This is a genomic window from Nitratireductor pacificus pht-3B, from assembly GCF_000300335.1.
Lineage (GTDB): Bacteria > Pseudomonadota > Alphaproteobacteria > Rhizobiales > Rhizobiaceae > Nitratireductor > Nitratireductor pacificus.
In genome coordinates this window covers 111,001-132,352 of record NZ_AMRM01000010.1, presented here as the reverse complement: position 1 = coordinate 132,352, position 21,352 = coordinate 111,001, and the positions used below count along the sequence as shown (strand labels likewise).

General features: G+C 66.1%; 19 protein-coding genes and 1 riboswitch. Of the genes, 12 read left to right on the top strand and 7 right to left on the bottom strand.

Going from position 1 to position 21,352, the window contains the following annotated elements:
- Nucleotides 1–84 precede the first annotated feature (84 nt).
- Nucleotides 85–267 carry a 50S ribosomal protein L32 gene (rpmF, locus tag NA2_RS10905; protein ID WP_008596866.1) on the top strand — a complete coding sequence of 61 codons (183 nt, stop codon included), beginning with the start codon at nucleotides 85–87 and terminating at the stop codon, nucleotides 265–267.
- A gap of 93 nt (nucleotides 268–360) precedes the next feature.
- Here rpmF and phaR read toward each other — a convergent pair whose 3' ends face one another.
- On the bottom strand, nucleotides 361–972 hold the full coding sequence (gene phaR, locus NA2_RS10900; protein ID WP_008596865.1) for a polyhydroxyalkanoate synthesis repressor PhaR: 612 nt from the start codon (nucleotides 970–972) through the stop codon (nucleotides 361–363).
- A 375-nt stretch (nucleotides 973–1,347) separates the two neighbouring features.
- Here phaR and NA2_RS10895 point away from each other — a divergent pair, with 375 nt between their 5' ends.
- The 7 genes from NA2_RS10895 to NA2_RS10865 all read left to right on the top strand — a co-directional run bounded on the left by NA2_RS10895 (nucleotide 1,348) and on the right by NA2_RS10865 (nucleotide 10,160).
- Nucleotides 1,348–2,532, top strand: a complete 1,185-nt coding sequence (locus NA2_RS10895) for an acetyl-CoA C-acetyltransferase (RefSeq protein WP_008596864.1) — start codon at nucleotides 1,348–1,350, stop codon at nucleotides 2,530–2,532.
- Nucleotides 2,533–2,635: 103 nt separating this feature from the next.
- Complete coding sequence (gene phbB, locus NA2_RS10890; protein WP_008596863.1) at nucleotides 2,636–3,355, top strand: acetoacetyl-CoA reductase; 720 nt, start codon at nucleotides 2,636–2,638, stop codon at nucleotides 3,353–3,355.
- Nucleotides 3,356–4,110: 755 nt separating this feature from the next.
- The gene (locus NA2_RS10885; RefSeq protein WP_008596862.1) at nucleotides 4,111–7,197 is read left to right on the top strand and encodes a helicase-related protein; all 3,087 of its coding nucleotides are present in this window, start codon (nucleotides 4,111–4,113) and stop codon (nucleotides 7,195–7,197) included.
- Between the two features lie 8 nt (nucleotides 7,198–7,205).
- The gene (locus NA2_RS10880) at nucleotides 7,206–7,595 is read left to right on the top strand and encodes an RNA-binding S4 domain-containing protein (RefSeq protein ID WP_008596861.1); all 390 of its coding nucleotides are present in this window, start codon (nucleotides 7,206–7,208) and stop codon (nucleotides 7,593–7,595) included.
- A gap of 168 nt (nucleotides 7,596–7,763) precedes the next feature.
- Nucleotides 7,764–8,102 carry a ferredoxin FdxA gene (gene fdxA, locus NA2_RS10875; RefSeq protein WP_008596860.1) on the top strand — a complete coding sequence of 113 codons (339 nt, stop codon included), beginning with the start codon at nucleotides 7,764–7,766 and terminating at the stop codon, nucleotides 8,100–8,102.
- Nucleotides 8,103–8,478: 376 nt separating this feature from the next.
- Complete coding sequence (locus NA2_RS10870; RefSeq protein ID WP_008596859.1) at nucleotides 8,479–9,048, top strand: CarD family transcriptional regulator; 570 nt, start codon at nucleotides 8,479–8,481, stop codon at nucleotides 9,046–9,048.
- Nucleotides 9,049–9,302: 254 nt separating this feature from the next.
- On the top strand, nucleotides 9,303–10,160 hold the full coding sequence (locus NA2_RS10865) for an RNA polymerase factor sigma-32 (RefSeq protein ID WP_008596858.1): 858 nt from the start codon (nucleotides 9,303–9,305) through the stop codon (nucleotides 10,158–10,160).
- A 57-nt stretch (nucleotides 10,161–10,217) separates the two neighbouring features.
- Here NA2_RS10865 and NA2_RS10860 read toward each other — a convergent pair whose 3' ends face one another.
- The 6 genes from NA2_RS10860 to NA2_RS10835 all read right to left on the bottom strand — a co-directional run bounded on the left by NA2_RS10860 (nucleotide 10,218) and on the right by NA2_RS10835 (nucleotide 15,930).
- Nucleotides 10,218–10,415: a hypothetical protein gene (locus NA2_RS10860; RefSeq protein ID WP_008596857.1), complete on the bottom strand. Its 198-nt coding sequence runs from the start codon at nucleotides 10,413–10,415 to the stop codon at nucleotides 10,218–10,220.
- Between the two features lie 79 nt (nucleotides 10,416–10,494).
- Nucleotides 10,495–11,559: a TraB/GumN family protein gene (locus tag NA2_RS10855; RefSeq protein ID WP_008596856.1), complete on the bottom strand. Its 1,065-nt coding sequence runs from the start codon at nucleotides 11,557–11,559 to the stop codon at nucleotides 10,495–10,497.
- 74 nt (nucleotides 11,560–11,633) lie between these two features.
- Complete coding sequence (locus NA2_RS10850) at nucleotides 11,634–12,575, bottom strand: tyrosine recombinase XerC (RefSeq protein ID WP_008596855.1); 942 nt, start codon at nucleotides 12,573–12,575, stop codon at nucleotides 11,634–11,636.
- 64 nt (nucleotides 12,576–12,639) lie between these two features.
- Nucleotides 12,640–13,392 carry a DUF2066 domain-containing protein gene (locus tag NA2_RS10845; protein ID WP_008596853.1) on the bottom strand — a complete coding sequence of 251 codons (753 nt, stop codon included), beginning with the start codon at nucleotides 13,390–13,392 and terminating at the stop codon, nucleotides 12,640–12,642.
- A gap of 75 nt (nucleotides 13,393–13,467) precedes the next feature.
- The gene (locus tag NA2_RS10840; RefSeq protein WP_008596851.1) at nucleotides 13,468–15,279 is read right to left on the bottom strand and encodes an ABC-F family ATP-binding cassette domain-containing protein; all 1,812 of its coding nucleotides are present in this window, start codon (nucleotides 15,277–15,279) and stop codon (nucleotides 13,468–13,470) included.
- 3 nt (nucleotides 15,280–15,282) lie between these two features.
- A complete protein-coding gene (locus NA2_RS10835) occupies nucleotides 15,283–15,930 on the bottom strand; it encodes a thiamine diphosphokinase (protein WP_008596848.1) in 648 nt (215 codons plus the stop codon).
- A gap of 118 nt (nucleotides 15,931–16,048) precedes the next feature.
- A riboswitch (TPP riboswitch) is annotated at nucleotides 16,049–16,162 on the top strand.
- Nucleotides 16,163–16,199: 37 nt separating this feature from the next.
- Here NA2_RS10835 and thiB point away from each other — a divergent pair.
- The 4 genes from thiB to NA2_RS10815 all read left to right on the top strand — a co-directional run bounded on the left by thiB (nucleotide 16,200) and on the right by NA2_RS10815 (nucleotide 21,222).
- Complete coding sequence (gene thiB / locus NA2_RS10830) at nucleotides 16,200–17,204, top strand: thiamine ABC transporter substrate binding subunit (RefSeq protein WP_008596845.1); 1,005 nt, start codon at nucleotides 16,200–16,202, stop codon at nucleotides 17,202–17,204.
- The gene (thiP, locus tag NA2_RS10825) at nucleotides 17,180–18,823 is read left to right on the top strand and encodes a thiamine/thiamine pyrophosphate ABC transporter permease (RefSeq protein WP_008596844.1); all 1,644 of its coding nucleotides are present in this window, start codon (nucleotides 17,180–17,182) and stop codon (nucleotides 18,821–18,823) included. Before thiB ends, thiP begins: the two co-directional genes overlap by 25 nt.
- Nucleotides 18,820–19,566 carry a thiamine ABC transporter ATP-binding protein gene (thiQ, locus tag NA2_RS10820; protein WP_008596842.1) on the top strand — a complete coding sequence of 249 codons (747 nt, stop codon included), beginning with the start codon at nucleotides 18,820–18,822 and terminating at the stop codon, nucleotides 19,564–19,566. Before thiP ends, thiQ begins: the two co-directional genes overlap by 4 nt.
- 174 nt (nucleotides 19,567–19,740) lie before the next feature.
- Entirely contained in the window at nucleotides 19,741–21,222 is a 1,482-nt protein-coding gene (locus NA2_RS10815; RefSeq protein WP_008596840.1) for a M48 family metalloprotease, read from the top strand.
- Nucleotides 21,223–21,352: the final 130 nt, after the last annotated feature.

Here is a 21,352-nt window from a genome sequence, read left to right as displayed (position 1 = left end):
CGCCGACTTCCAATTCCCGGCCGAAATGCTGGGCCCTGGATTATGGGGCCGCAACGGCCTTTGACCGATTAGCGGAGCAGGACAATGGCTGTACCAAAAAGGAAAACGTCGCCTTCCAAGCGCGGCATGCGACGCTCGGCCGACGCCATCAAGGCGCCGACCTATGTCGAGGACAAGAACTCGGGCGAACTGCGTCGTCCGCACCATGTCGACCTGAAGACGGGCATGTATCGCGGCCGCCAGGTTCTGGAGCCGAAGGACGCATAAGTCTCTTCGACACGCTGAATACAAAAAAGACCGGTCATTGACCGGTCTTTTTTATTGGCATCGGGTTTACTGGCATCGAGCCGGGGCGGGGCCTTACTGGCCGCCCATGGAATCGATCTTGCGCTGCATGGCGGCGATCTGGTCGCGTAACTCCCTCAAATCGTCATTGCGTCCGCCTTCCGCCTCGGTTTCGGCGGTGCGGGTGGTGCCCGAGTTCGCCTGCGGCGGAACGGGCGAGAACATCCGCATGGCGTTCTGGAACATCTCGATGTTCCTGCGGGTCTGCTCCTCGACCATCTTCATCGGCGCGGACATGCCCATCATGTCCATCGAAGACGAGCCGAAGGCCTTGTCGAGCTGCTCGCGCAGCCGCTCCTGCTCCTTCGAGAAGGCGATCATCGACTGTTCGAGGAAACTCGGCACGACCATCTGCATCTGGTCGCCATAGAAGGAGATCAGCTGCCGCAGAAACGAGATCGGCAGCATGTTCTGGCCGTTGCGGTCGTTCTCCAGCTCGAAGATGATCTGGGTGAGCACCGAGTGGGTGATGTCCTCACCGCTCTTGGCGTCCTGGACGACGAAATCCTCGTCGCGCTTGACCATCTCGGAAAGGTCCTCGAGCGTCACATAGGTGCTCGTGCCGGTGTTGTAGAGGCGGCGGTTGGCGTATTTCTTGATGACGATCGGATCGTCCTTGGCTGGCATTAGTGACCTCCCGGTGGCACGGTTTCCTGTGGTGCACGCCTCCGAAAACCGGATGGTCTTCGCGGGCGCAACGCCTGAGTTTTGGGCCTGAACGCCTCCCGCATCCCAAGAACGAGCGGAAAACGCCAGCTGCCGGAACGCGCGGATCTGCGCCCCTTACATCTGCCGGCCATCAGGATATGCGCAAAATTCGAAGGAATGAAAGCGCTTTGTGCAATCGCGAAGGCGCCGGTCGGTGCTTTGCCGGCGCCAATCGATGCCGCACTGCACACAACGTTTGACTTGTACCGAGGAAGCCGCAACTAATGCGGTGAAGACCTGCCCGCCGCCCAGGCCGGGCAAAGCACGTTCGCGCGTTCATCAAGGGAGTTCTCCATGTCTTCTGCCGAAGCCATCGTCATCGCCAGCGCCGCCCGCACGCCGGTCGGCTCGTTCAACGGCTCATTTGCGGCAGTGCCGGCGCATGAGCTCGGCGCGGCTGTCATCCGCGGGGCGCTGGAGCGCGCCGGCGTGGCGGCGGAGGAGGTCGACGAGGTTATCCTCGGCCAGGTGCTGACCGCCGGCCAGGGGCAGAACCCGGCGCGGCAGGCCTCTATCGCCGCCGGCCTGCCGAAGGAGACCACGGCATGGGTGCTGAACCAGGTGTGCGGCTCGGGCCTGCGCACCATCGCCGTCGGCATGCAGCAGATCGCCACGGGCGACGCCAGGATCGTCGTCGCCGGCGGGCAGGAATCCATGTCGCTGTCGCCGCATTGCGCGCATCTGCGCAACGGCGTGAAGATGGGCGACTACGCGATGATCGACACGATGATCCGCGACGGATTGTGGGACGCCTTCAATGGCTACCACATGGGCATCACCGCCGAGAACGTGGCGCGCCAGTTCCAGATCACCCGCGACCAGCAGGACGAATTCGCGCTCGCCTCGCAGAACAAGGCAGAGGCCGCGCAGAAGGCGGGACGCTTCAAGGACGAGATCGTCCCCTTCACGGTGAAGACCCGCAAGGGCGAGACCGTGGTCGCGGACGACGAGTATATCCGCCACGGCGCGACGCTTGAAAGCATGCAGAAACTGCGCCCGGCCTTCGACAAGGAAGGCACGGTGACCGCCGCCAACGCGTCGGGCATCAATGACGGCGCCGGGGCGGTCGTGCTGATGCGCGAAAGCGAGGCCGCGCGCCGCGGCCTGACGCCGCTCGCACGGATCGCCTCCTGGGCAACCGCCGGCGTCGATCCCGCGGTGATGGGGACGGGGCCGATCCCGGCATCGCGCAAGGCGCTGGAGAAGGCCGGCTGGAAGGCCGAGGATCTGGACCTCGTCGAGGCCAACGAGGCGTTCGCCGCGCAGGCCTGCGCCGTCAACAAGGATATGGGCTGGAACCCGGACGTGGTGAACGTCAACGGCGGCGCCATCGCCATCGGACATCCGATCGGCGCGTCCGGCACGCGCATTCTCAACACGCTGGCGTTCGAAATGCGCCGGCGCGGCGCCAAGAAGGGGCTGGCGACCCTGTGCATCGGCGGCGGAATGGGCGTCGCCATGTGCATCGAGGCGATGTAGGCTTGAATGACGGCGCGCGGACCGACCCGCGCGCCGGCCGAGAATCGTTCAGCCATAATAGAGCGAAGCGGCGGGGAGCAATCATTCCAGGGAGGCGATCTGCATGAGAACGGCACTTGTTACCGGCGGTACGCGCGGCATTGGCGCGGCCATTGCGACGACGTTGAAGGAAGCGGGCTACCAGGTGGCGGCCAACTATGCGGGCAATGACGAGGCGGCAGCGCGCTTCAGCGCGGAAACCGGCATCAAGTCCTACAAATGGTCTGTCGCCGACTACGATCAATGCGCCAAGGGCGTGGCGGCGGTGGAAGCGGATCTCGGCCCCGTCGATGTGCTGGTGAACAATGCCGGCATCACGCGCGACGTGATGTTTCACAAGATGACGCTGGAAGACTGGCAGGCCGTCATCAACGTCAATCTCAACGGTGTGTTCAACATGACGCATCAGGTGTTCGCGGGCATGCGCGAGCGCAAGTTCGGGCGCATCATCAGCATCTCGTCGATCAACGGCCAGAAGGGCCAGATGGGACAGGCCAATTATTCGGCCGCCAAGGCGGGCGAAATCGGCTTCACGAAGGCGCTTGCCCAGGAGGGCGCGCGTTTCGGGGTCACCGTCAACGTGATCTGCCCCGGCTATATCGCGACGGACATGGTGATGGCCGTGCCGGAAACCGTCCGGGAAAAGATCGTGGCGCAGATCCCCGTGGGGCGGCTGGGCGAAGCCTCGGAGATCGCCCGCTCGGTGCTGTTCCTGGCGGCGGACGATGCCGGCTTCGCAACCGGCTCGACGATGACCGTCAATGGCGGCCAGTACATCGTCTAGATCGTCGTGCGTTCTTCGGGACGCACAACGGACGATCTCAATCGTTGACTGAACATCGGACCGAAAACCGGATTCCACTTTTCGGTCCGATGCTCCAGCAGGAGGACCGGGCCGCCTGTGCAAGCAGCCATGGCGGCCCCGGTCGGACGAGCCTGTATCAATCTGAAACACAATGGTTAACCGGACGCGCAGCGGCGCCGGGCGCACTTGTGGACAAGCTGTGCCCTGTCTGTTGATGGGCTGTGGAAACCACCACATCTAGCGGTGAACAGAACGGGAATATCCGCCCATCTCTGATTCGTCGCCGATTCGTTCCGCCTTTGATCGAAGTGTTAAGCGGGAGCGGAGCCGCTCTCCGCGAAGCGTTAACCGTTGAGACAGTTTTCTTAATGAAATCCTGCTCTTGCGGCCGGGTGTGCGGCGTGACCCTTGAGCCGGCGGCCAAAGGTTAACGCGGCAGGCGCGTTTGGGCTGCGGGCGCCGCTGCCGCGATTCAGCATATCGGTGCTAGGCGATGGTCAGGCACCGCATGTGGTGGTGAACAAACAGGGAATACCCGCATGTAAGTGATTCGTCGCCGATTCGTTCCAGACTCGTTCCAACCATTAACGGAAGGCACTGGACGACCTCCTGCGGGGACGAGGCGCGGCGGCTGCGATGCGCCTCGCAAACTCCGATCTTGGAATATGCATGCAAAGCGTGGTAACCGGGTGGTTCGCCTTTCGATGCTGAGGAAGAACGGCTTCCCGGGCTCCATGAATTTCCAGAACCTGACCAACAAATCGCCGGTGCTGTCCGGCCGTGACGTCACCGCGATCCTCGGCCCGACGAATACCGGCAAGACGCATCTGGCCATCGAGCGCATGGTGGCGCATCAAAGCGGTGTGATCGGCCTGCCGCTGCGCCTCCTGGCGCGCGAGGTCTATGGGCGCGTGGCGGCAAAGGTTGGCGAGCAGAATGTCGCGCTGATCACCGGCGAGGAGAAGATCAGCCCGCCCGGCGCGCGCTATTCGGTCTGCACGGTGGAGGCGATGCCGCGCGAGACGGACGCCGCCTTCGTCGCCATCGACGAGGTGCAGCTCGCGGCCGATCTCGAACGTGGCCACATCTTCACCGACCGGATCCTGCATCTGCGCGGGCGGCAGGAAACACTGCTGCTCGGCGCCGGCACGATGCGCGGCATTCTGGAACGGCTCCTGCCGGGCCTCTCGGTCATCACCCGGCCGCGCATGTCGGTGCTCACCTATGCCGGGTCGCGCAAGATCACACGCCTGCCGCGGCGCTCGGCGATCGTCGCCTTCTCCTCGGACGAGGTCTACGCGATCGGCGAGCTGATCCGCCGTCAGCGCGGCGGGGTCGCCGTCGTGCTGGGCGCGCTTTCGCCGCGCACGAGAAACGCCCAGGTGGCGCTCTACCAGTCGGGAGACGTCGACTATCTGGTGGCGACGGACGCCATCGGCATGGGTCTCAATCTCGACGTCGATCACGTGGCCTTTGCGCAGAACCGCAAGTTCGACGGGTTCCAGTATCGCGATCTCAATCCGGCCGAACTCGGCCAGATCGCCGGTCGTGCGGGCCGTCACCTGCGGGACGGGACCTTCGGCGTCACCGGCCAGGTGGATCCCTTCTCCGACGAGCTGGTGCAGCGCATCGAGAGCCACCAGTTCGATGCCGCCAAGGTGCTGCAATGGCGTTCCGCCGTGTTCGACCTGTCCAGCATCGAGGCGCTGAAGGCGTCGCTCGACGTGACGCCGCCGGTCGAGGGGCTGACGCGGGCGCTTCCCGCCGCCGACGCAAGGGTGCTCGAGCTCCTGTCGAAGGACGAGGATGTCCGCGCCCTTGCCAAGGGGCGCGAGCGGGTGGCCGTTCTGTGGGATGCCTGCGCGCTGCCGGACTATCGCAAGATCGCCCCGGCGCAGCATGCCGAGCTGGTCGGCGCGGTGTTCGGCGATCTGGCGCGGCGCGGCCATGTGGACGAGGACTACATGGCAGATCAGGTGCGGCGGGCCTCTTCCACCGAGGGCGATATCGATACACTGTCGCACCGCATCGCCCAGATTCGCACCTGGACATTTGTTTCACACCGGCCCGGATGGTTGGCCGATCCGTCACACTGGCAAGAAAAAACACGCGAGATTGAGGACAGCCTGTCCGATGCGTTGCATGAGCGATTGACGAAACGCTTCGTGGACCGCAGGACTTCCGTGCTCATGAAGCGTCTGAGAGAGAATGCAATGCCGGAAGCAGAAGTCAGCCCCGTCGGCGAGGTCCTTGTCGAAGGTCATCACGTGGGTGAAATGCAGGGTTTTCGTTTTACCGCCGACCGCAGTGCGGAAGGCGAGGATGCGCGCGCGGTGAAAGCGGCTGCGCAGAAAGCGCTGGCGCTCGAATTCGAGGCGCGCGCGGAGCGTTTCGCCGCTTCCGGCAATGGCGATCTGGCGCTGGATTCCGATGGCTTCCTGCGCTGGCTGGGCCAGCCCGTGGCCACGCTCGTGGCGGGCGAGGAAACATTGAAGCCGCGGGTCGTGCTTCTGGCGGACGAACAGCTCACCGGCCCGTCGCGCGACAAGGTCGCGGCGCGCGCCGAGCGCTTCGTGAACTTCCAGATCGAGCAGCTCCTGAAACCGCTGGTGGACCTGCGCGATTCCGAGGCCCTTTCGGGCATGGCGAAGGGCGTGGCCTTCCAGCTTGCCGAGAATTTCGGCCTGCTCAACCGGCGCAACGTCTCCGATGACGTGCGGGCGCTCGATCAGGATGCGCGGGCTGCGCTGCGCCGGCTCGGGGTTCGTTTCGGCGCTTACCACATCTTCGTGCCGGCCCTGATCAAGCCGGCGCCCGCCGGCCTCATCACGCTGCTGTGGGCGCTCAAGAACGACGCGAAGGACAAGCCGGGCTTCGGCGATGTGGTGACGGCGCTCGCCGCCGGCCGTACCTCCATCGTCACGGATGTTTCCTTCGAGAAGGCGTTCTACGGTCTTGCCGGTTACCGCAATCTCGGCCGCCGCGCCGTGCGCGTCGATATCCTGGAGCGGCTCGCCGACCTGATCCGCCCGGCGCTGGGCTGGAAGCCGGGTAATGGAACGCGGCCGGACGGCGCCTATGACGGTTCGGCCTTCGTTGTCACGCCGGCGATGATGTCGATCCTCGGGGCGACCGCCGAGGACATGGAAGCCGTTCTGAAGGGGCTGGGTTATCGCAGCGAGCCGAAGCCGGCCGAGGACGTTGCGGCGCATCTGAAGGCGCTCGACGAAGCTGCGGCAGTGCGGGACACGGCCGGCACGAAGGCGCCGGAAGAGAGTGCGCCGGCGGAGGCCCCTGCTGCCGAGGCGGAAGCTGACGGGAGCCAGACATCTCAGGATGTGCAGGAGAGCGGGACCGAAGAGACGGCTCCCGCCGAGCCCGTCGCGCAACCGGTCGAGAGCCAAGCCGCCGAACAGCCCGCTGCGGCGGAAACGGTGGAGCAGGCCCCCGTGGCAGTCGATGCGGAGCCGGCAACGGCTGCGCAGGACGATGCTGCTGAAGAACCGAAGCCGGTTCTTATCTGGCGCCAGAACCGTTTCGAGGGGCGCAAGCGTCAGGGGCCGCGCCCTGCCGGCAAGGGTTCCGGCCAGGAACGGCATGGCCGTCCGGGTCGTGCCGGCGGCGAAGGCGGTGCGCCGCATCGCGGCAAGCCACGCGGCAAGGGACGCGGGGATGATGGCGGCAAGCAGGGCGGCGACAAGCATGGCGGCTTCAAGCGCAATGGCGCGCCGCAGCGCCAGCGGGAGGAACGGCCGGCCAGGATCGATCCGAATTCGCCTTTCGCCAAGCTCGCGGCGCTCAAGGAACAGTTGAAGAAGTAGCGGGTCTCATGGGCGGCGAGACGGTCGGAGAACGTCAGCGCATCGACAAGTGGCTGTTCTTCGCGCGTGTCGTCAAGTCGCGTTCGCTGGCAGCCAAGCTCGCCCAGGGTGGCCGTGTGCGGGTCAACCGCAACAAGATCGAGCAGGCCGCCCATCCGGTGAAGGCGGGCGACGTGCTGACCATCACGCTCGATCGGCGCATTCTGGTCTATCGTGTGCTGGCGCCCGGCAACCGGCGTGGACCGGCGGAAGAGGCGCGTCTCCTCTACGAAGATCTCACGCCGCCGGTCGCCGAAGCACCGGCGGACCAGACGCCCGCGCTACGGCGCGACCCCGGTGCGGGCCGTCCGACGAAGAAGCAGCGGCGGGCGCTCGACCGGTGGCGCGAGGAGCCGTAGACCGGTGGGCGTGGCAGGCGCTGGAAGTGTGCGCGAAAAACCGGTTCGAAGGGATGGAATTGCATTTCGCCTGCGACGATTGCGGCGCAATAACGGGCCTTGCAACGACCCTGCAAAGGGTCTACCTCACCCCACGACATCCGTGAATGCTGTCAGCCGAGAGCGCCTATGACCTATATCGTCACCGACAATTGCATCAAGTGCAAGTATATGGATTGTATAGAAGTCTGCCCGGTGGACTGCTTCTATGAAGGCGACAACATGCTCGTCATCCATCCCGACGAGTGCATCGATTGCGGCGTTTGCGAACCGGAATGTCCTGCCGAGGCGATCAAGCCCGACACCGAGCCTGGGCTGGACCAGTGGCTCAAGCTGAATGCCGACTACGCGGAGAAATGGCCGAACATCACGGCCAAGAAGGAACCGCCGGCCGACGCCAAGGAATTCGACGGGATCGAGAACAAGCTCGAGCTGTATTTTTCGCCGGAGCCCGGTACCGGCGATTGACCCCCGTTTCGCCTGTCGGCGGGACCTGGAACGAAGCCAAGTTGCGCAAATTCTTGCCGCGACATCTTCGCGCATGCGGCAAATTGTTGATTCTTTCGGCTTTTTATGATAGCGTCTCTAAATCATGCCGGTGACAACACGTCTTTATATGGCGCGCACACGAACTAATCACTGAAAGGGCGGGGCTCCAAGTCCGGACCAGGTAAACTGGGCCAGGCTGTTTTGGTTTGGGTGACGCGTCCTTGGTGCAGGCGCGATCCAGGTCTTTCATGAGTGTCCCCTACCTTGTGCCTCACGGACCGGCAGGCGGGTTGGGCATGTGGAATCGCTCTACGGGCGGCCAGCATGCCCCATTAAAAACAGGAGTGTTAGGCGGATGACAACCCAGCAGAAGAAATCGGCGCAGCGCCATGGCTTCAAGACCGGCGAATTCATCGTGTATCCGGCTCATGGAGTCGGACAGATCGTCACGATCGAGGACCAGGAAGTTGCCGGACACAAGCTGGAATTGTTCGTCATCGACTTTCAGAAGGACAAGATGCGGCTGAAGGTGCCGGTCGCCAAGGCCACGTCTATCGGCATGCGCAAGCTTTCCGAAACCGACTATGTGGATCGCGCGCTGAAGGTGGTTCAGGGCCGCGCGCGCGTGAAGCGCACCATGTGGTCGCGTCGCGCCCAGGAATATGACGCGAAGATCAATTCCGGGGATCTGATTTCCATTTCGGAGGTGGTGCGCGATCTCTACCGCGCCGACAACCAGCCCGAACAGTCCTATTCCGAGCGCCAGCTCTATGAAGCGGCGCTCGACCGCATGGCGCGCGAGATCGCTGCGGTCAACCGCATGTCGGAGACCGAGGCCGTGCGTCTGATCGAGGTCAACCTCAACAAGGGCCCGCGCCGCGGCAAGGCCGATAACGAGGAAGCCGAGAAGGAAGAGGCGGCGTAAGCGCCCCGCTCAGGTTTCGTCATTCAAAGGACCCGGTTGCCAGGCAGCCGGGTTTTTTGTTGCCGGCGCACCGATCTCCGGCGTCCGGCCCCAGGTTTCTGGAACTTTTTCTGATTTCCACTCGTTACATTAGGTGATGCCTTCGTACCTGGCGGCATCTTTCACCTGGTGTGTCGCAGTGAGCGACGCACCGGTGGGACTCCGAAGCGCCGACCCGCAGCAGGCGGGAGGGCAGGCTGACAAGGGAGTGCACCATGCAAGACCGGGCGGAACGCAAACTCATCCAGACGGCCATGAAGGCGCCCTATCTGGCGCTTGAGGACGAGCAGGCGCTCGCCGAGCGCTGGCATCGCCGACAGGACCAGAACGCGCTCCACCAGATCACGATCTCCCACATGCGGCTTGTGATCGCGATGGCGTCACGCTTCCGCAATTTCGGCCTTCCGGTCGGCGACCTGATCCAGGAGGGGCATATCGGCCTTCTGGAGGCCGCGGCGCGTTTCGATCCGGAGCGCGGCGTGCGTTTCTCCACCTATGCCACCTGGTGGATCCGCGCATCCATGCAGGATTACGTGCTGCGCAACTGGTCGATCGTGCGCGGCGGGACGAGTTCGGCGCAGAAGGCGCTGTTCTTCAACTTCCGCCGCCTGCGCGCCAAGCTGCAGAAGAGCATGATTTCGGCTGCCGAACTTCACCAGGAGGCGGCGAAGATACTGGGCGTGTCCGCGGCGGACGTGGCCCTGATGGACGCGCGCCTTTCCGGCCCGGACACGTCGCTCAACGCGCCGATGCGCGAGGAAGGGGATGGATCGGCCGACCGGGTGGAATTCATCGCATCAGATGACGAGCCGATCGACGAGGTGGTCGAGCACATGATCGATGCGGAACGGCGCTCGACCTGGCTGAACGACGCCCTGGACGTGCTGGACCGCCGGGAATTGCAGATCATCCGTGAACGCCGCCTGAGCGAGGAGGGCGCCACGCTGGAGTCGCTGGGTTCGGCACTCGGCATCTCCAAGGAGCGGGTGCGGCAGATCGAGACGCGCGCGCTGGAGAAATTGCGGGCAGCCCTGACCAGGGCGCATCCCGGCCTGCAGACGCACGCGATCTGAAGGCATGTCCCGTACCGGAAGCCGCGCGCTGCGACGTCGCCGCGTATCTGATCTTCGCTATTCGGACTGGGGGACGGACGGGCCGGACTGCAGGGCGATGGGTTCGGCGGTGTCCGAAGGCGTGAAAAATCCGGTCTTGAGAATGGCCATCGTCAGCAGAATGAAGGCGGCGGCCGCCAGCGCGCCGTAAACAAAACCGCGCGTTCCGCTCGAAAGGTTCCGCCTGCCGCCGGCCGGATCATAATCGTCCTGCATGCCCTTGCTCCCGCACTCTCTGCGAAACCGGAGATAGGCAAAACAACGCGCGACGCAGCGGCTGGTTCCGATAAAAATATTAGCCGGCGCTTTCGACGGAGTACCCGGCCCTGCGCAGGCGCTCGACCAATCCTTCCGCGCCCGGTAGGTGCAGTGCGCCCACCGCGATGAAGGCGTTTCCGCGTTCGAGAATGGGCATGGCCCGCTCGGCCATCACGCCGTTGCGCGCCCTGACCATGGCTTGGTCGAAGGCCGCATAGTCGGCTTCGCCGGCATCCTGGTCGGGAAACGCCGCCCGGATGAGCGGCCAGAACATGCCGGTCTCGCCTTCCAGATACAGCGCGACCATTGTTTCCATCACGTCGTCGAGCCGATCGCCGAGGGCGAGCGTCTCGACGAGCCCGCGGGCATGCATCTCCATGGGCAGCGAGGCCATGGCCGACAATTGCTCGACGGCGCTTTCAAGCCCCAGCAGTTCCTTGCCGTTGGCCTGGGCTTCCTGCGCGAGCTTGACGTCGAGGACAGACAGGCCGGCATCCTTGCGCGCCACCTCGCAGGCGGGCAGGGCGACCAGCGCGATCAGCATCCAGGGCTTCATCTTCCTGACGCTGGCAAACGGGACGCCGCGTTCGGCAAGCGCGTTCTCGACCACCGTCCGGTCGTCCTGTGAAAGATGGTCGGCGAGGGTCTCGTCGCCGGTGAACATGGTCAGGTCGGGCCGCTGGAACATCGCCGCCGCCATGGCCTTCTGGTCGAGGATGTCCGTCGTCTCGATGACGACACGCTCGGCCGCATCGAACGCGACCTGCGCCGCGTCGGGCAGGTCGACGATGCGCGGGTCGCTCATATGCATTGTGCCGAACAGATAGGAAGGCGCGACGCCGTCCTTCTCCACCCGCCAGAGCAGGCCCTTGCCGTTAGGGGTCTCGGCCGCCTTGCGGCGCACTTCCCGCAGCAGGTCCGGGTTTTCCGCAGCCAGCTCAGTCAGCAGGCTCTGACCCGTGCAGGCGATGTCCCTGGCGGCAACCGGGGTTGCGGCCAGCAGGCCGGCAAGCAGGGCCATAAGGAGGAGCATCGGCAGAGCCGCGACAACCAGCAGCGCCAGATCCGTGTTCCGTTCGAATGTCGAGACCTTGATCTTCATGACATCAGCCTATCGGGGAAATGACGGCAAACGGTTAATCCCATCCGATGAATTGAAGGCGTTTCGGGAACGGGTCAGGCCCGGGGATGTGCTGCATCGTAGATCTCCATCAGCCGAGCCGTGTCGACGGCGGTGTAGACCTGCGTCGTCGAGACGCTCGCATGGCCGAGCAGTTCCTGGATGGCGCGCAGGTCGCCGCCGCGCGCCAGAAGATGCGTGGCGAAGGAGTGGCGCAGGGCGTGCGGCGTCGCCGTGTCCGGCAGGTTCAGCGCCGAGCGCATGCGCTTCATCTCGCGCTGAATGATCGCCGGCTGAAGGGCGCCGCCCCGGGCGCCCCGAAAAAGCGGCGTGTCGGCGGCGAGATGATAGGGGCAAAGCCGGCGGTACTCGGCAATCGCCTGACTGGCCACTGGCAGCACCGGCGTCAGCCGCGTCTTGCCGCCCTTGCCGGTAATGCGCAGGGTCGGCTGTTCTCCGGCGGGAACGTCGCCGCCCGTCAGGGCCAGCGCCTCCGCGATGCGCAGTCCAGATCCGTAGAGCAGCGTCAGGACGGCGGCATTGCGCGCGGCGATCCATGGCTCCTCGGCAAGCTGAGCCGGCGCGGAGACCACCTTGCGGGCATCGGCGGCGGTCAGGGGCTTGGGCAGGCTGCGCGGCACGCGCGGCGCCCTCAGCGCGGAGGCCGCCGCCGCGTTGACCAGCCCGCGCCGCTCGAGAAAGCGCAGGAACGAGCGTATGCCGGCAAGTCCCCGCCCGAGCGTGCGCGCCCCGGCGCCCGCGGCGCGGCGCGAGGCGAGGAACGCACGCAGGTCGGCGGGCCTGAGTTCGGCGACATCGGCAAGACCGGGCGGTCCGCCGCAATGGCCGGTAAGGAACTGGAGGAACTGCCGCGTGTCGCGCTCATAGGCCTCGACGGTCAGGACCGAGAGCCGCCGTTCGCCGCCAAGGGCCTTCAACCATTCGGTCCGCGCCTTTTGCAGGTCGGGACGGGCGGCAATGAGGAATTCCTGTTGCATGGGCGATATCCGCTGCTGTCACCGGGTAGTGTCGCCGCGCCGCGTTAGCATCCGGTGAACGGTTCTACGGCCGGCTCCCGGCCGCGAGACGGGTCATGGCCCGCCCGAGAGCCTGACGAAACACGCCGTCGAAGGAGGGCGCGGCGAAGGCCCATTCGACAGCGTCGCCCGCAGGCCCGAGCGACCATTCGGCCGACCATTCCAGCCGGTCGGCTTGCCAGATCAGCGTGCCGGTCAGAACCGGCTCTTTTGCGGACCGGCCTTGCGCTAGCGGGAAGAATATCGGCAAGCCGTAGCGTTCGGCGGTTTCCAGAAGCGATGCCCGCTGGTCGCGCCCGAAGGCGCCGTCGCGCAGCAGGGGAAACCGGCGCGCGCCATTGTCGATCGTTACGTTGAGTGTGAGGAGAGGGCGATCGAGCCAGGGTTTTGCGCCGAGAGAGCGGAGGGCGGCGTCGATCTTCGGCTGGGAGAATTCGACGGTCAGGAAATGCGGTCGCTCGCGCGTGCCCTGCTCGTCATGCACCGGGATGCTGGCCATCCGGTCGCGATAGCCGAATGCGGCGACGAAATCTCCCACGCGGTCGGCAAGCGCATCGACGCCCGGTGCATCGGCGAGGGCGGGATCACCCGAAATTTTCATCAGCACCTCGCGAAGGCACGCGGCAAAGCCGCGGCTTCGCTCCGGCTCCACCGTGCCGGTGACGATGGTCACGGCGCGATAGAGCGCCGCATGATCGTCGTTCGCCGTCGCGGCGTGAAACGGTATGAGGCAGAGGAGCAGCAGGATCCATGGCCACTGGGCAAAGGCAACTTTCATGCGGAGCGCGCGTCCGTTGCGTGAAGGGCTGCCTGAAGGTTTAACAGGGATCCGGAGTGCTGCCCAGTCGGAGGCTCACGCGCCCTCGATTTCCTCGCGCAGCATCTCCAGCTCCAGCCATTCTTCCTCGAAACGGTCGCGCGCGCCGCGCTTCTCGTCGAGTTCCCGGGTGAAGCGCTCGAAGGCCTTTGCGTCGCGGGCGTAGAGCGCCGGGTCGGAGAGTTTCGCCTCCAGCCCGCCGATTTCCGCACCCAGTTGCTCGATCTTCTGCGGCAGTGTCTCGAGCGCGAATTTCTGCTTGTAGGAGAGCTTTTTGGAAACGGGTTTCGGCGCTTCGGCGGATGCCGGTTTCGTTCTCGGGGCTTCGGCGGCCGCGCGCAGCTTGCGTCGCTCCAGTTCCTCGCCCCTGCGCTGTGCCATCATGTCGGAATAGCCGCCGGCATACTCGATCCAGCGGCCATCGCCGGCGGGGGCCAGCGTGCTGGTCACCGTGCGGTCGAGGAAGTCGCGGTCGTGGCTGACCAGCAGGACGGTTCCCGGAAAGCCTTCGACCAGCTCCTGCAACAGGTCGAGCGTTTCCATGTCGAGGTCGTTGGTCGGTTCGTCGAGGACCAGGAGATTGGCCGGGCGCGACAGAAGCCGGGCGAGGACAAGCCGCGCCTTTTCGCCGCCGGAAAGCTCGCGGATCGGCGTGCGTGCCTGCTCGGGCTTGAACAGGAAATCCTTCATGTAGGAAACGACATGCCGCTCCTGGCCGTTGACCACGACGCTGTCGCCGCGACCGTCAGTCAGGAAATGTGCCAGCGTCTCCTGCGGATCGAGCGCGCGCTTCTGGTCGAGCATGGCGATCTCGAGATTGGCGCCATGCCGGAGCGTGCCCGCATCCGGCGCAAGCATGCCGGTCAGGAGATTGACGAGCGTTGTCTTGCCGGCTCCGTTCGGCCCGACGAGGCCGATCCGGTCGCCGCGCTGGACGCGGATGGAGAAATCCCTGACAACGGCCGTGTCGCCATAGGCCTTCTGGAGACCCTTCGCCTCGATCACGAGCTTGCCGGATTCCGCCGCGTCGCTGGCAGTCATCGTCGCCAGGCCCTCGGCGCGCACATGCGTGCGGTGGCGCTCGCGCAGGGTATGCAGTTCGCCGAGCCGGCGGACATTGCGCTTGCGCCGGGCGGTCACGCCGTAGCGCAGCCAGTGTTCCTCGCGGGCGATCTGCCTTCCGAGCTTGTGCTGCTCGCGCTCCTCTTCCTCCAGCACGGTGTCGCGCCAGTCCTCGAAATAGGCGAAACCCCTGTCGAGCCGGCGCGTCACGCCGCGGTCGAGCCAGACCGTCGCACGGCTGACCTTTTCCAGGAAGCGCCGGTCGTGCGAGATGGTGACCAGCGCCGAAGAGGTGCGCTGCAACTCGTCTTCCAGCCATTCGATGGTGGCGAGGTCCAGATGGTTGGTCGGCTCGTCGAGCAGCAGGAGGTCGGGTTCCGGGGCGAGGACGCGGGCAAGCGCGGCGCGGCGCGCCTCGCCGCCGGACAGGGTCGCCGGGTCTTCCTCGCCGGTCAGCCCCAGCCGGTCGATCACCAGCGCCACGCGGTTGATGTCGTCGGCCGGTCCCAGCCCGCCCTCCACATAGGCCCGGACGGTCGGAAAACCCTGCCAGTCCGGCGATTGCGCCAGGTAGCGGACGGTGGCCGTGGGCTGGCGGAACATTTCGCCGTCCTGCGGATCGACCAGGCCGGCAGCGATCTTCAGCAGCGTCGACTTGCCGGATCCGTTGCGGCCGACCAGCGCCAGGCGTTCGCCGGGGCCGACCATCAGCGATGCGCCGTCGAGCAGCGGCGTGCCGCCGAAGGTGAGGCGGATGCCTTCCAGCTTTAACAGGGGAGGGGCCATGGCTCAGTGCGCTCCGTCGTCGAGAAGATGCGCGACCAGCAGGGCGCGGCCCTTTTCCAGGGTGACGGCAAGACGACCATCGACGGCGTTGGACAGGGTCAGGGACGAGCCGAACGCCACCTCGACGGCGTCGAGCGGCCACTTCGCGCCCTCGACGGTCAGGCCCGAAAGCGGCGAGAAGGCGAGGATGGAAAACAGCATGTCCTGGGGATAGTCGAACAGGTGCCGCCGGCCGAGGGCAAGCGGCAGGCCCTCCTGCGCGCCGCTGGTCAGGCGGGCGTCGATGCCGCGCTCGCTGAGCTGGAGCGCCTGGGTCAGGTGCAGGAACATGTGGTCGGGTCGCTCGCCGCCGAAGGCGCCCGCCAGCGTCAGGCCTGTGGCGCCGGCCTCGAGTGCTGCGGCGATCGCCAGTTCGCCATCGGTCTTGTCCTTCTCCGGCGGAAACACCCGGCGCGGCACATGGGGATAGGCGTCGATCATGTCCTGCGGCACGGAATCGAAGTCGCCGACCCAGAGTTCGGGAACGATGTCCAGCGTGGCGGCGTGCCGCATGCCGGAATCGGCCGCGATGACGCGGGTCCCCGAAATCAGGGCGTCGAGCGACGGCGTGCGCACCAGGTCGCCGCCCAGGAGAAGTGTAAATCGGCTCATGGGCGAGGCCCTTATCATGGTGGCGCGGAAGCGCCAACGCCGATGATGGTTTTCGTCCCCTCAGGGCAAGGCGGCGCGCACCCCCTTGCGCCTCCGCATCCGCCGCCCTATTTTCCCGGTCGCTCTAACGGGGTGCCGGCAGATTGCCGGCTGAGAGGCTTGGGGATGAACCGGCCAACCCGCTGAACCTGATCCGGTTTGCACCGGCGGAGGGATTAGACGCTTTCGAAGCAGCGCCTCATTCCCACTGATGACGAGAGGAGGCGCAGATGCGCTTGACGACCCCGCTTTCGACCATGATCCTCGGACTCGCCGCCATGGCCGCGCCTGCGGCGGCCCAGGAGAAGCTCACCGTCTACACCTATGACAGCTTCACGTCCGACTGGGGACCGGGGCCGGTGGTCGAGAAGACCTTCGAGGCCGAATGTGCCTGCGACCTGGAGTTCGTCTCGGTGGCCGACGGCGTGGCGCTGCTCAGCCGCCTCAAGCTCGAAGGCACGTCCACAAAGGCCGACATCGTGCTCGGACTGGACAACAACCTGCTTCACGAAGCGCGCGAGACCGGGCTCTTTGCCCCGCATGGCGTCGATCTCGCCAGCATCTCGGTGCCCGGAGGCTTCGAGAACGACATTTTCGTTCCCTACGACTACGGCTATTTCGCCTTCGTCTACGATACGGAGGCCCTGGCGACCCCGCCGGCCAGCCTGAAGGCGCTGGTGGAGGACACGAGCGACCTCAAGATCGCCATCCAGGACCCGCGCACCTCGACGCCGGGGCTCGGCCTCCTGTTGTGGGTGAAGTCGGTCTATGGCGATGGTGCCGCCGAAGCCTGGGGCAAGCTGCAGGACAAGGTGCTGACCGTCACGCCGGGCTGGAGCGAGGCCTACGGGCTGTTCACCAGCGGTGAGGTGCCGATGGTGCTCTCCTACACCACCTCGCCGGCCTATCACCAGATCGCCGAGGACACGGAGCGTTACAAGGCCGCCGCCTTCGAGGAAGGACATTACCTGCAGGTGGAAGTCGCCGCGCAGACGGTGAAGGGCGCCGAGAACCCGCTGGCCGGCAAGTTCCTGGCCTTTATGACCGGTCCCGGCTTTCAGGATGCCATTCCCGAAACGAACTGGATGTTCCCGGCCGGCGCGGTTTCCGAACCGCTCAATCCGGTGTTCGACACGCTGGTGACGCCGGCGAAGACGCTCGAGTTCTCCTCTGAGGAGGTCGCCGAGCACCGCAAGGCCTGGGTGGATGAATGGCTGTCGGTGATGAGCCGCTGAGCCGTTTCGCAAACCCGTCCGCCGACCGCCGCGTCGCCCTGGGCCGCGCGGCGCTGGCCGCCGTCGCCCTTCTGGTCGGCGGCGCTTTCGCCGGACTTGCGCTGGAAGCGCTTCGCCAGAGCGGCGGCGCGCTCGATGCCTTCGACGCCTATCTCCTGCGCATCGCACGCTTCACGCTCTGGCAGGCGCTGCTGTCGGCGCTGCTGTCGGTCGGGCCGGCGATCCTGCTGGCGCGCGCGCTGGCCCGGCATCCCGTGTTTCCGGGCCGTGCCTTCATCCTGCGCCTGTTCGCCGTGCCGCTGGCCCTGCCGGCCATCGTCGCCGCGCTGGGGGTGCTGGCGTTGTACGGCCGGGCGGGGTTCTTCGCGCCCTCTCTCTCAGCGCTGACGGGTGAGCGCTGGCCGGGCATCTACGGCCTGTCGGGCATTCTGGTTGCCCATGTCTTCTTCAACCTGCCGCTGGCGACGCGCCTTTTCCTCAATGCGCTCGAGAGCGTTCCCGCCGACCAGTGGCGGCTGGCCGCGCAACTCGGCATGGGCGCGCGCGCTTCGTTCCGATTTCTCGAATGGCCCGCCATGCGGTCGGCCCTGCCGGGCATAGCGGGGCTGGTGTTCATGCTCTGCGTCACCTCCTTCACCATCGTGCTGCTTTTGGGTGGTGGGCCGCGCGCCACGACGCTGGAGGTGGCGATCTATCAGGCTCTGCGCTTCGACTTCGATCCCGCCCGCGCGCTGGCGCTGACGCTGGTGCAGGTCGCGCTGGCGGGCGGGGTGGTCCTGGCGCTGACGCGGCTCGGCGCGTCGCTCAGCGGCGACGCCAGCCTGCCGGTCGCGCCGCGCCGCTTCGTCTGGCACAGGCGGCGGGAAGCGGTGTTGAACACGGTGCTTATCACGCTCGCGTTGCTGTTCGTCGCCGGGCCGATGGCGGCAACCGTGCTGGCTGGGCTTCAGGCCGATCTCACTCGGCTGGCCGGCGAAGGGGCGGTGCACGCGGCCACGATTACGAGCCTCGTCTTCGCCGGGCTTTCCGCCGTGCTGTGCCTGGCGCTCTCGCTGATGCTGGTCGCCGCAAGGCGGGCGCTGGAGATGCGGCGCGGCGCCCTGCCGGCCGGCCTGCTCGAACGCGCCACGGACAGCGGCGCGGCGCTGGTGCTGATCGTCCCTCCGCTGGTGATCGGTGCGGGCTGGTTCATCCTGCTGCGCCATGTCGGGGATGTTCTCGCCTTCGCGCCGGTCATGGTCGTCACCGTCAATGCGGTGATGGCGATGCCCTTCGCCATTCGCGCCATCCGCCCCACCTATGACGCGGCGAGCGCGCGCCATGAGCGTCTCTGCCTGTCGCTCGGCATTTCCGGCTGGACGCGCCTGCGGCTGGTGGATTGGCCGGCCCTGCGGCGTCCGGCGGCGACGGCGCTGGCCTTCGCGACGGCGCTGTCGCTCGGCGATCTCGGCGTGATCGCCCTGTTCGGCAGCGACCAGGTGCAGACCCTGCCCTACCTTCTCCTGCAGCGCATGGGCAGCTACCGTACCGCCGATGCCGCGGGTATCGCCCTTTTCCTCGGGCTCCTGTGCCTGGCACTCATGTTCGCCGCCGATCGTCTCGGCAGGGAGACCCGATGAACCGCACCGCAAGCCCGCAGGGCGCTCCGATCATCCTCGAGGATCTGCGCTTCGCCTATCCCGGCGGCGCGCCGATCCGCTTCGATCTTTCCGTCGAGGCGTCGGACATGGTTGCCGTGATGGGGCCGAGCGGCTCGGGGAAGTCCACCCTGCTCAGCCTGATCGCGGGGTTTGAAAGCCCTTCCTCCGGCCGGCTGCTGATCGGCGGGGAGGATGTCGGCGGACTTGCGCCGCACCGGCGGCCCGTGTCGATGGTGTTTCAGGAGAACAATCTCTTCGCGCATCTGAGCGTGGCCGAGAATGTCGGCCTCGGGCGCTCGGTGAGGCTGCACCTCGGCGAGGCCGACCGGCAGGCGGTGCGCGACGCGCTCGCGCGGACCGGGCTTTCGGGAAAGGAAGACCGGCTGCCGCAGGCGCTTTCGGGCGGCGAGCGCCAGCGGGTGGCGCTGGCCCGGGTGCTGATCCGCCATCGGCCGGTCCTGCTGCTCGACGAGCCCTTCGCCTCGCTCGGACCGGCCTTGCGGGACGAGATGCTCGACCTCATCGCGCAGCTTCACGCCGAGCAGGGCATGACCGTTCTGATGGCGACGCACGATCCGCGCGATGCCGAACGGCTGTGCCGCACGATGGTGTTCGTCGACGGGGGGACGATCGCCGAGACCGGGCCGGCGTCGGAATTCCTGGCGGGAGCGCGCTCGGAGGCCTTCAACCGCTACGTAGGTTCGCGCCGCGAAATGAAATAGGATCGGGAACAAAGTGATTCCCCTTTTTTGGCGTATGCGCTAGATGCAGCTTCGAATGGGACGAGAAGTTGTAGCAAGGGGAACCCGATGCATGGCTGCCGCATTGCGGCAATCGTGAAATCGGACAATATCAACCGGAAGGACACGAGACTGTCCAATCGAGCGCCCACACAGATGAAGTCCTTCTCCGTTTCCCGGCGACGTCCGTGCCATACGATGGTAGCCCTGTGCCTTCTGGCCGGCCTTGCCGGGTGCCAGATGATCGAGACCGGCGCCGGCAGCTTCATCCCGTCTTCCAACCCGATCACGGTCGATTCGGTGACGCGGGGCAATCGCCTGGCACGGCAGGCGCGCCAGCAGCATCCGCGCATCCTGGCAACCTATGGTGGCGAGTATTCGGACCCCAAGCTGGAACGCATGGTCGCCAAGGTGGTCGGCAACCTGACGCTGGACGAGCAGAACGCCGCGCCCGCCTATCGCATCACCATCCTCAATTCGCCCAATGTGAATGCCTTCGCGCTGCCGGGGGGCTATCTCTACGTCACCCGCGGCCTTCTGGCGCTGGCGAACGATTCCGCGGAGCTGGCGGCCGTTCTGGCGCATGAGATGGCGCATGTCACCGCCAATCACGGGATCGAGCGGCAGAAGATGGAGGCCGAGGAGCAGTTCGCCAGCAAGGTGGTGAACGAGGTTCTCGGCCGGGACCAGGATGCGCAGACGGCGCTGGTGCGCGGCAAGCTGCGTCTGGCGCAGTTCTCGCGCAACCAGGAGCTGGAGGCCGACCGCATCGGCATTCGCACCACCGCGCATTCGGGCTTCGACGCCTTCGCCGCCGCGCGGTTCCTGCAGGCCATGGACAGCTATCAGGGGTTCCGCACGGTCAGCGGGGCGACGGATGCCAGCCTCGACTTCCTGGCGAGCCACCCCAATGCGCCGCGCCGCATCGAACTTGCCCAGCGTCATGCGCGGGAGTTCGAGACTGCGGGAGCCGGGACGCGGGACCGGGATTCCTTCCTCGCCGGCATCGACGGCATGATCTATGGCGATCCGCCGGAGGAAGGCTTCGTGCGCGGACGCGACTTCCTGCATCCCCGTCTCGGCGTCGCCTTCCGCGTTCCGGAGGGCTTCGTGATCGACAATTCGGCCAAGGCGGTGACAGCCGTCGGACCGGGCGACGTCGCCGTGCGCTTCGACGGCGCGACGGTGCCGGAAAGCACATCGCTGACGCAGTATCTGACCAGCGGCTGGGTTGCCGGGCTGGAGCCGGAGACGATCCGCGAAATCACCATCAACGGCCGTCCGGCGGCCACCGGCCGGGCCAGCGCCGACGGCTGGCAGTTCGACGTCACGGTGATCCGCTCGGGTGGGCAGGTGTACCGCCTGCTGACGGCCGCGCCGGCGACCAGCGGCGACCTCGAGCGCGTCGCGAGTTCAGTGGGCCAGAGCTTCCGCATCCTCAGCGAAGCGGAGAAGGCCGCCCTGCAGCCCCTGCGCATCCGTGTCGTCACGGTGAAGCCCGGGGAGACGCTTGGATCGCTGGCGGCGATGATGCGCGGCGTCGATCGCAAGGTGGAACTGTTCCGCCTGCTGAACGCGCTCGGACCCGGCGGGACGCCTTCCGCCGGCAGCAAGGTGAAGATCATCACCGATAGCTGAACCTGGCCCTTTGTCAGCGACGCATGCGGGTTTGGAGCGTGCCGGCATCCTGCGGCGGCAGCGTCGTGCGTGGTTTGACAAGCTCACCATGAGGGCGGTCGGAACTGGCATGGGTCTCTCGGAGACTTGG

What these genes read in the sequence shown, in the direction of transcription:
- rpmF (WP_008596866.1), top strand. Translation starts at nt 85, where the DNA reads ATGGCTGTACCAAAAAGGAAAACGTCGCCTTCCAAGCGCGGCATGCGA.
- phaR (WP_008596865.1), bottom strand. Translation starts at nt 972, where the DNA reads ATGCCAGCCAAGGACGATCCGATCGTCATCAAGAAATACGCCAACCGC.
- NA2_RS10895 (WP_008596864.1), top strand. Translation starts at nt 1,348, where the DNA reads ATGTCTTCTGCCGAAGCCATCGTCATCGCCAGCGCCGCCCGCACGCCG.
- phbB (WP_008596863.1), top strand. Translation starts at nt 2,636, where the DNA reads ATGAGAACGGCACTTGTTACCGGCGGTACGCGCGGCATTGGCGCGGCC.
- NA2_RS10885 (WP_008596862.1), top strand. Translation starts at nt 4,111, where the DNA reads ATGAATTTCCAGAACCTGACCAACAAATCGCCGGTGCTGTCCGGCCGT.
- NA2_RS10880 (WP_008596861.1), top strand. Translation starts at nt 7,206, where the DNA reads ATGGGCGGCGAGACGGTCGGAGAACGTCAGCGCATCGACAAGTGGCTG.
- fdxA (WP_008596860.1), top strand. Translation starts at nt 7,764, where the DNA reads ATGACCTATATCGTCACCGACAATTGCATCAAGTGCAAGTATATGGAT.
- NA2_RS10870 (WP_008596859.1), top strand. Translation starts at nt 8,479, where the DNA reads ATGACAACCCAGCAGAAGAAATCGGCGCAGCGCCATGGCTTCAAGACC.
- NA2_RS10865 (WP_008596858.1), top strand. Translation starts at nt 9,303, where the DNA reads ATGCAAGACCGGGCGGAACGCAAACTCATCCAGACGGCCATGAAGGCG.
- NA2_RS10860 (WP_008596857.1), bottom strand. Translation starts at nt 10,415, where the DNA reads ATGCAGGACGATTATGATCCGGCCGGCGGCAGGCGGAACCTTTCGAGC.
- NA2_RS10855 (WP_008596856.1), bottom strand. Translation starts at nt 11,559, where the DNA reads ATGAAGATCAAGGTCTCGACATTCGAACGGAACACGGATCTGGCGCTG.
- NA2_RS10850 (WP_008596855.1), bottom strand. Translation starts at nt 12,575, where the DNA reads ATGCAACAGGAATTCCTCATTGCCGCCCGTCCCGACCTGCAAAAGGCG.
- NA2_RS10845 (WP_008596853.1), bottom strand. Translation starts at nt 13,392, where the DNA reads ATGAAAGTTGCCTTTGCCCAGTGGCCATGGATCCTGCTGCTCCTCTGC.
- NA2_RS10840 (WP_008596851.1), bottom strand. Translation starts at nt 15,279, where the DNA reads ATGGCCCCTCCCCTGTTAAAGCTGGAAGGCATCCGCCTCACCTTCGGC.
- NA2_RS10835 (WP_008596848.1), bottom strand. Translation starts at nt 15,930, where the DNA reads ATGAGCCGATTTACACTTCTCCTGGGCGGCGACCTGGTGCGCACGCCG.
- thiB (WP_008596845.1), top strand. Translation starts at nt 16,200, where the DNA reads ATGCGCTTGACGACCCCGCTTTCGACCATGATCCTCGGACTCGCCGCC.
- thiP (WP_008596844.1), top strand. Translation starts at nt 17,180, where the DNA reads ATGGCTGTCGGTGATGAGCCGCTGAGCCGTTTCGCAAACCCGTCCGCC.
- thiQ (WP_008596842.1), top strand. Translation starts at nt 18,820, where the DNA reads ATGAACCGCACCGCAAGCCCGCAGGGCGCTCCGATCATCCTCGAGGAT.
- NA2_RS10815 (WP_008596840.1), top strand. Translation starts at nt 19,741, where the DNA reads ATGAAGTCCTTCTCCGTTTCCCGGCGACGTCCGTGCCATACGATGGTA.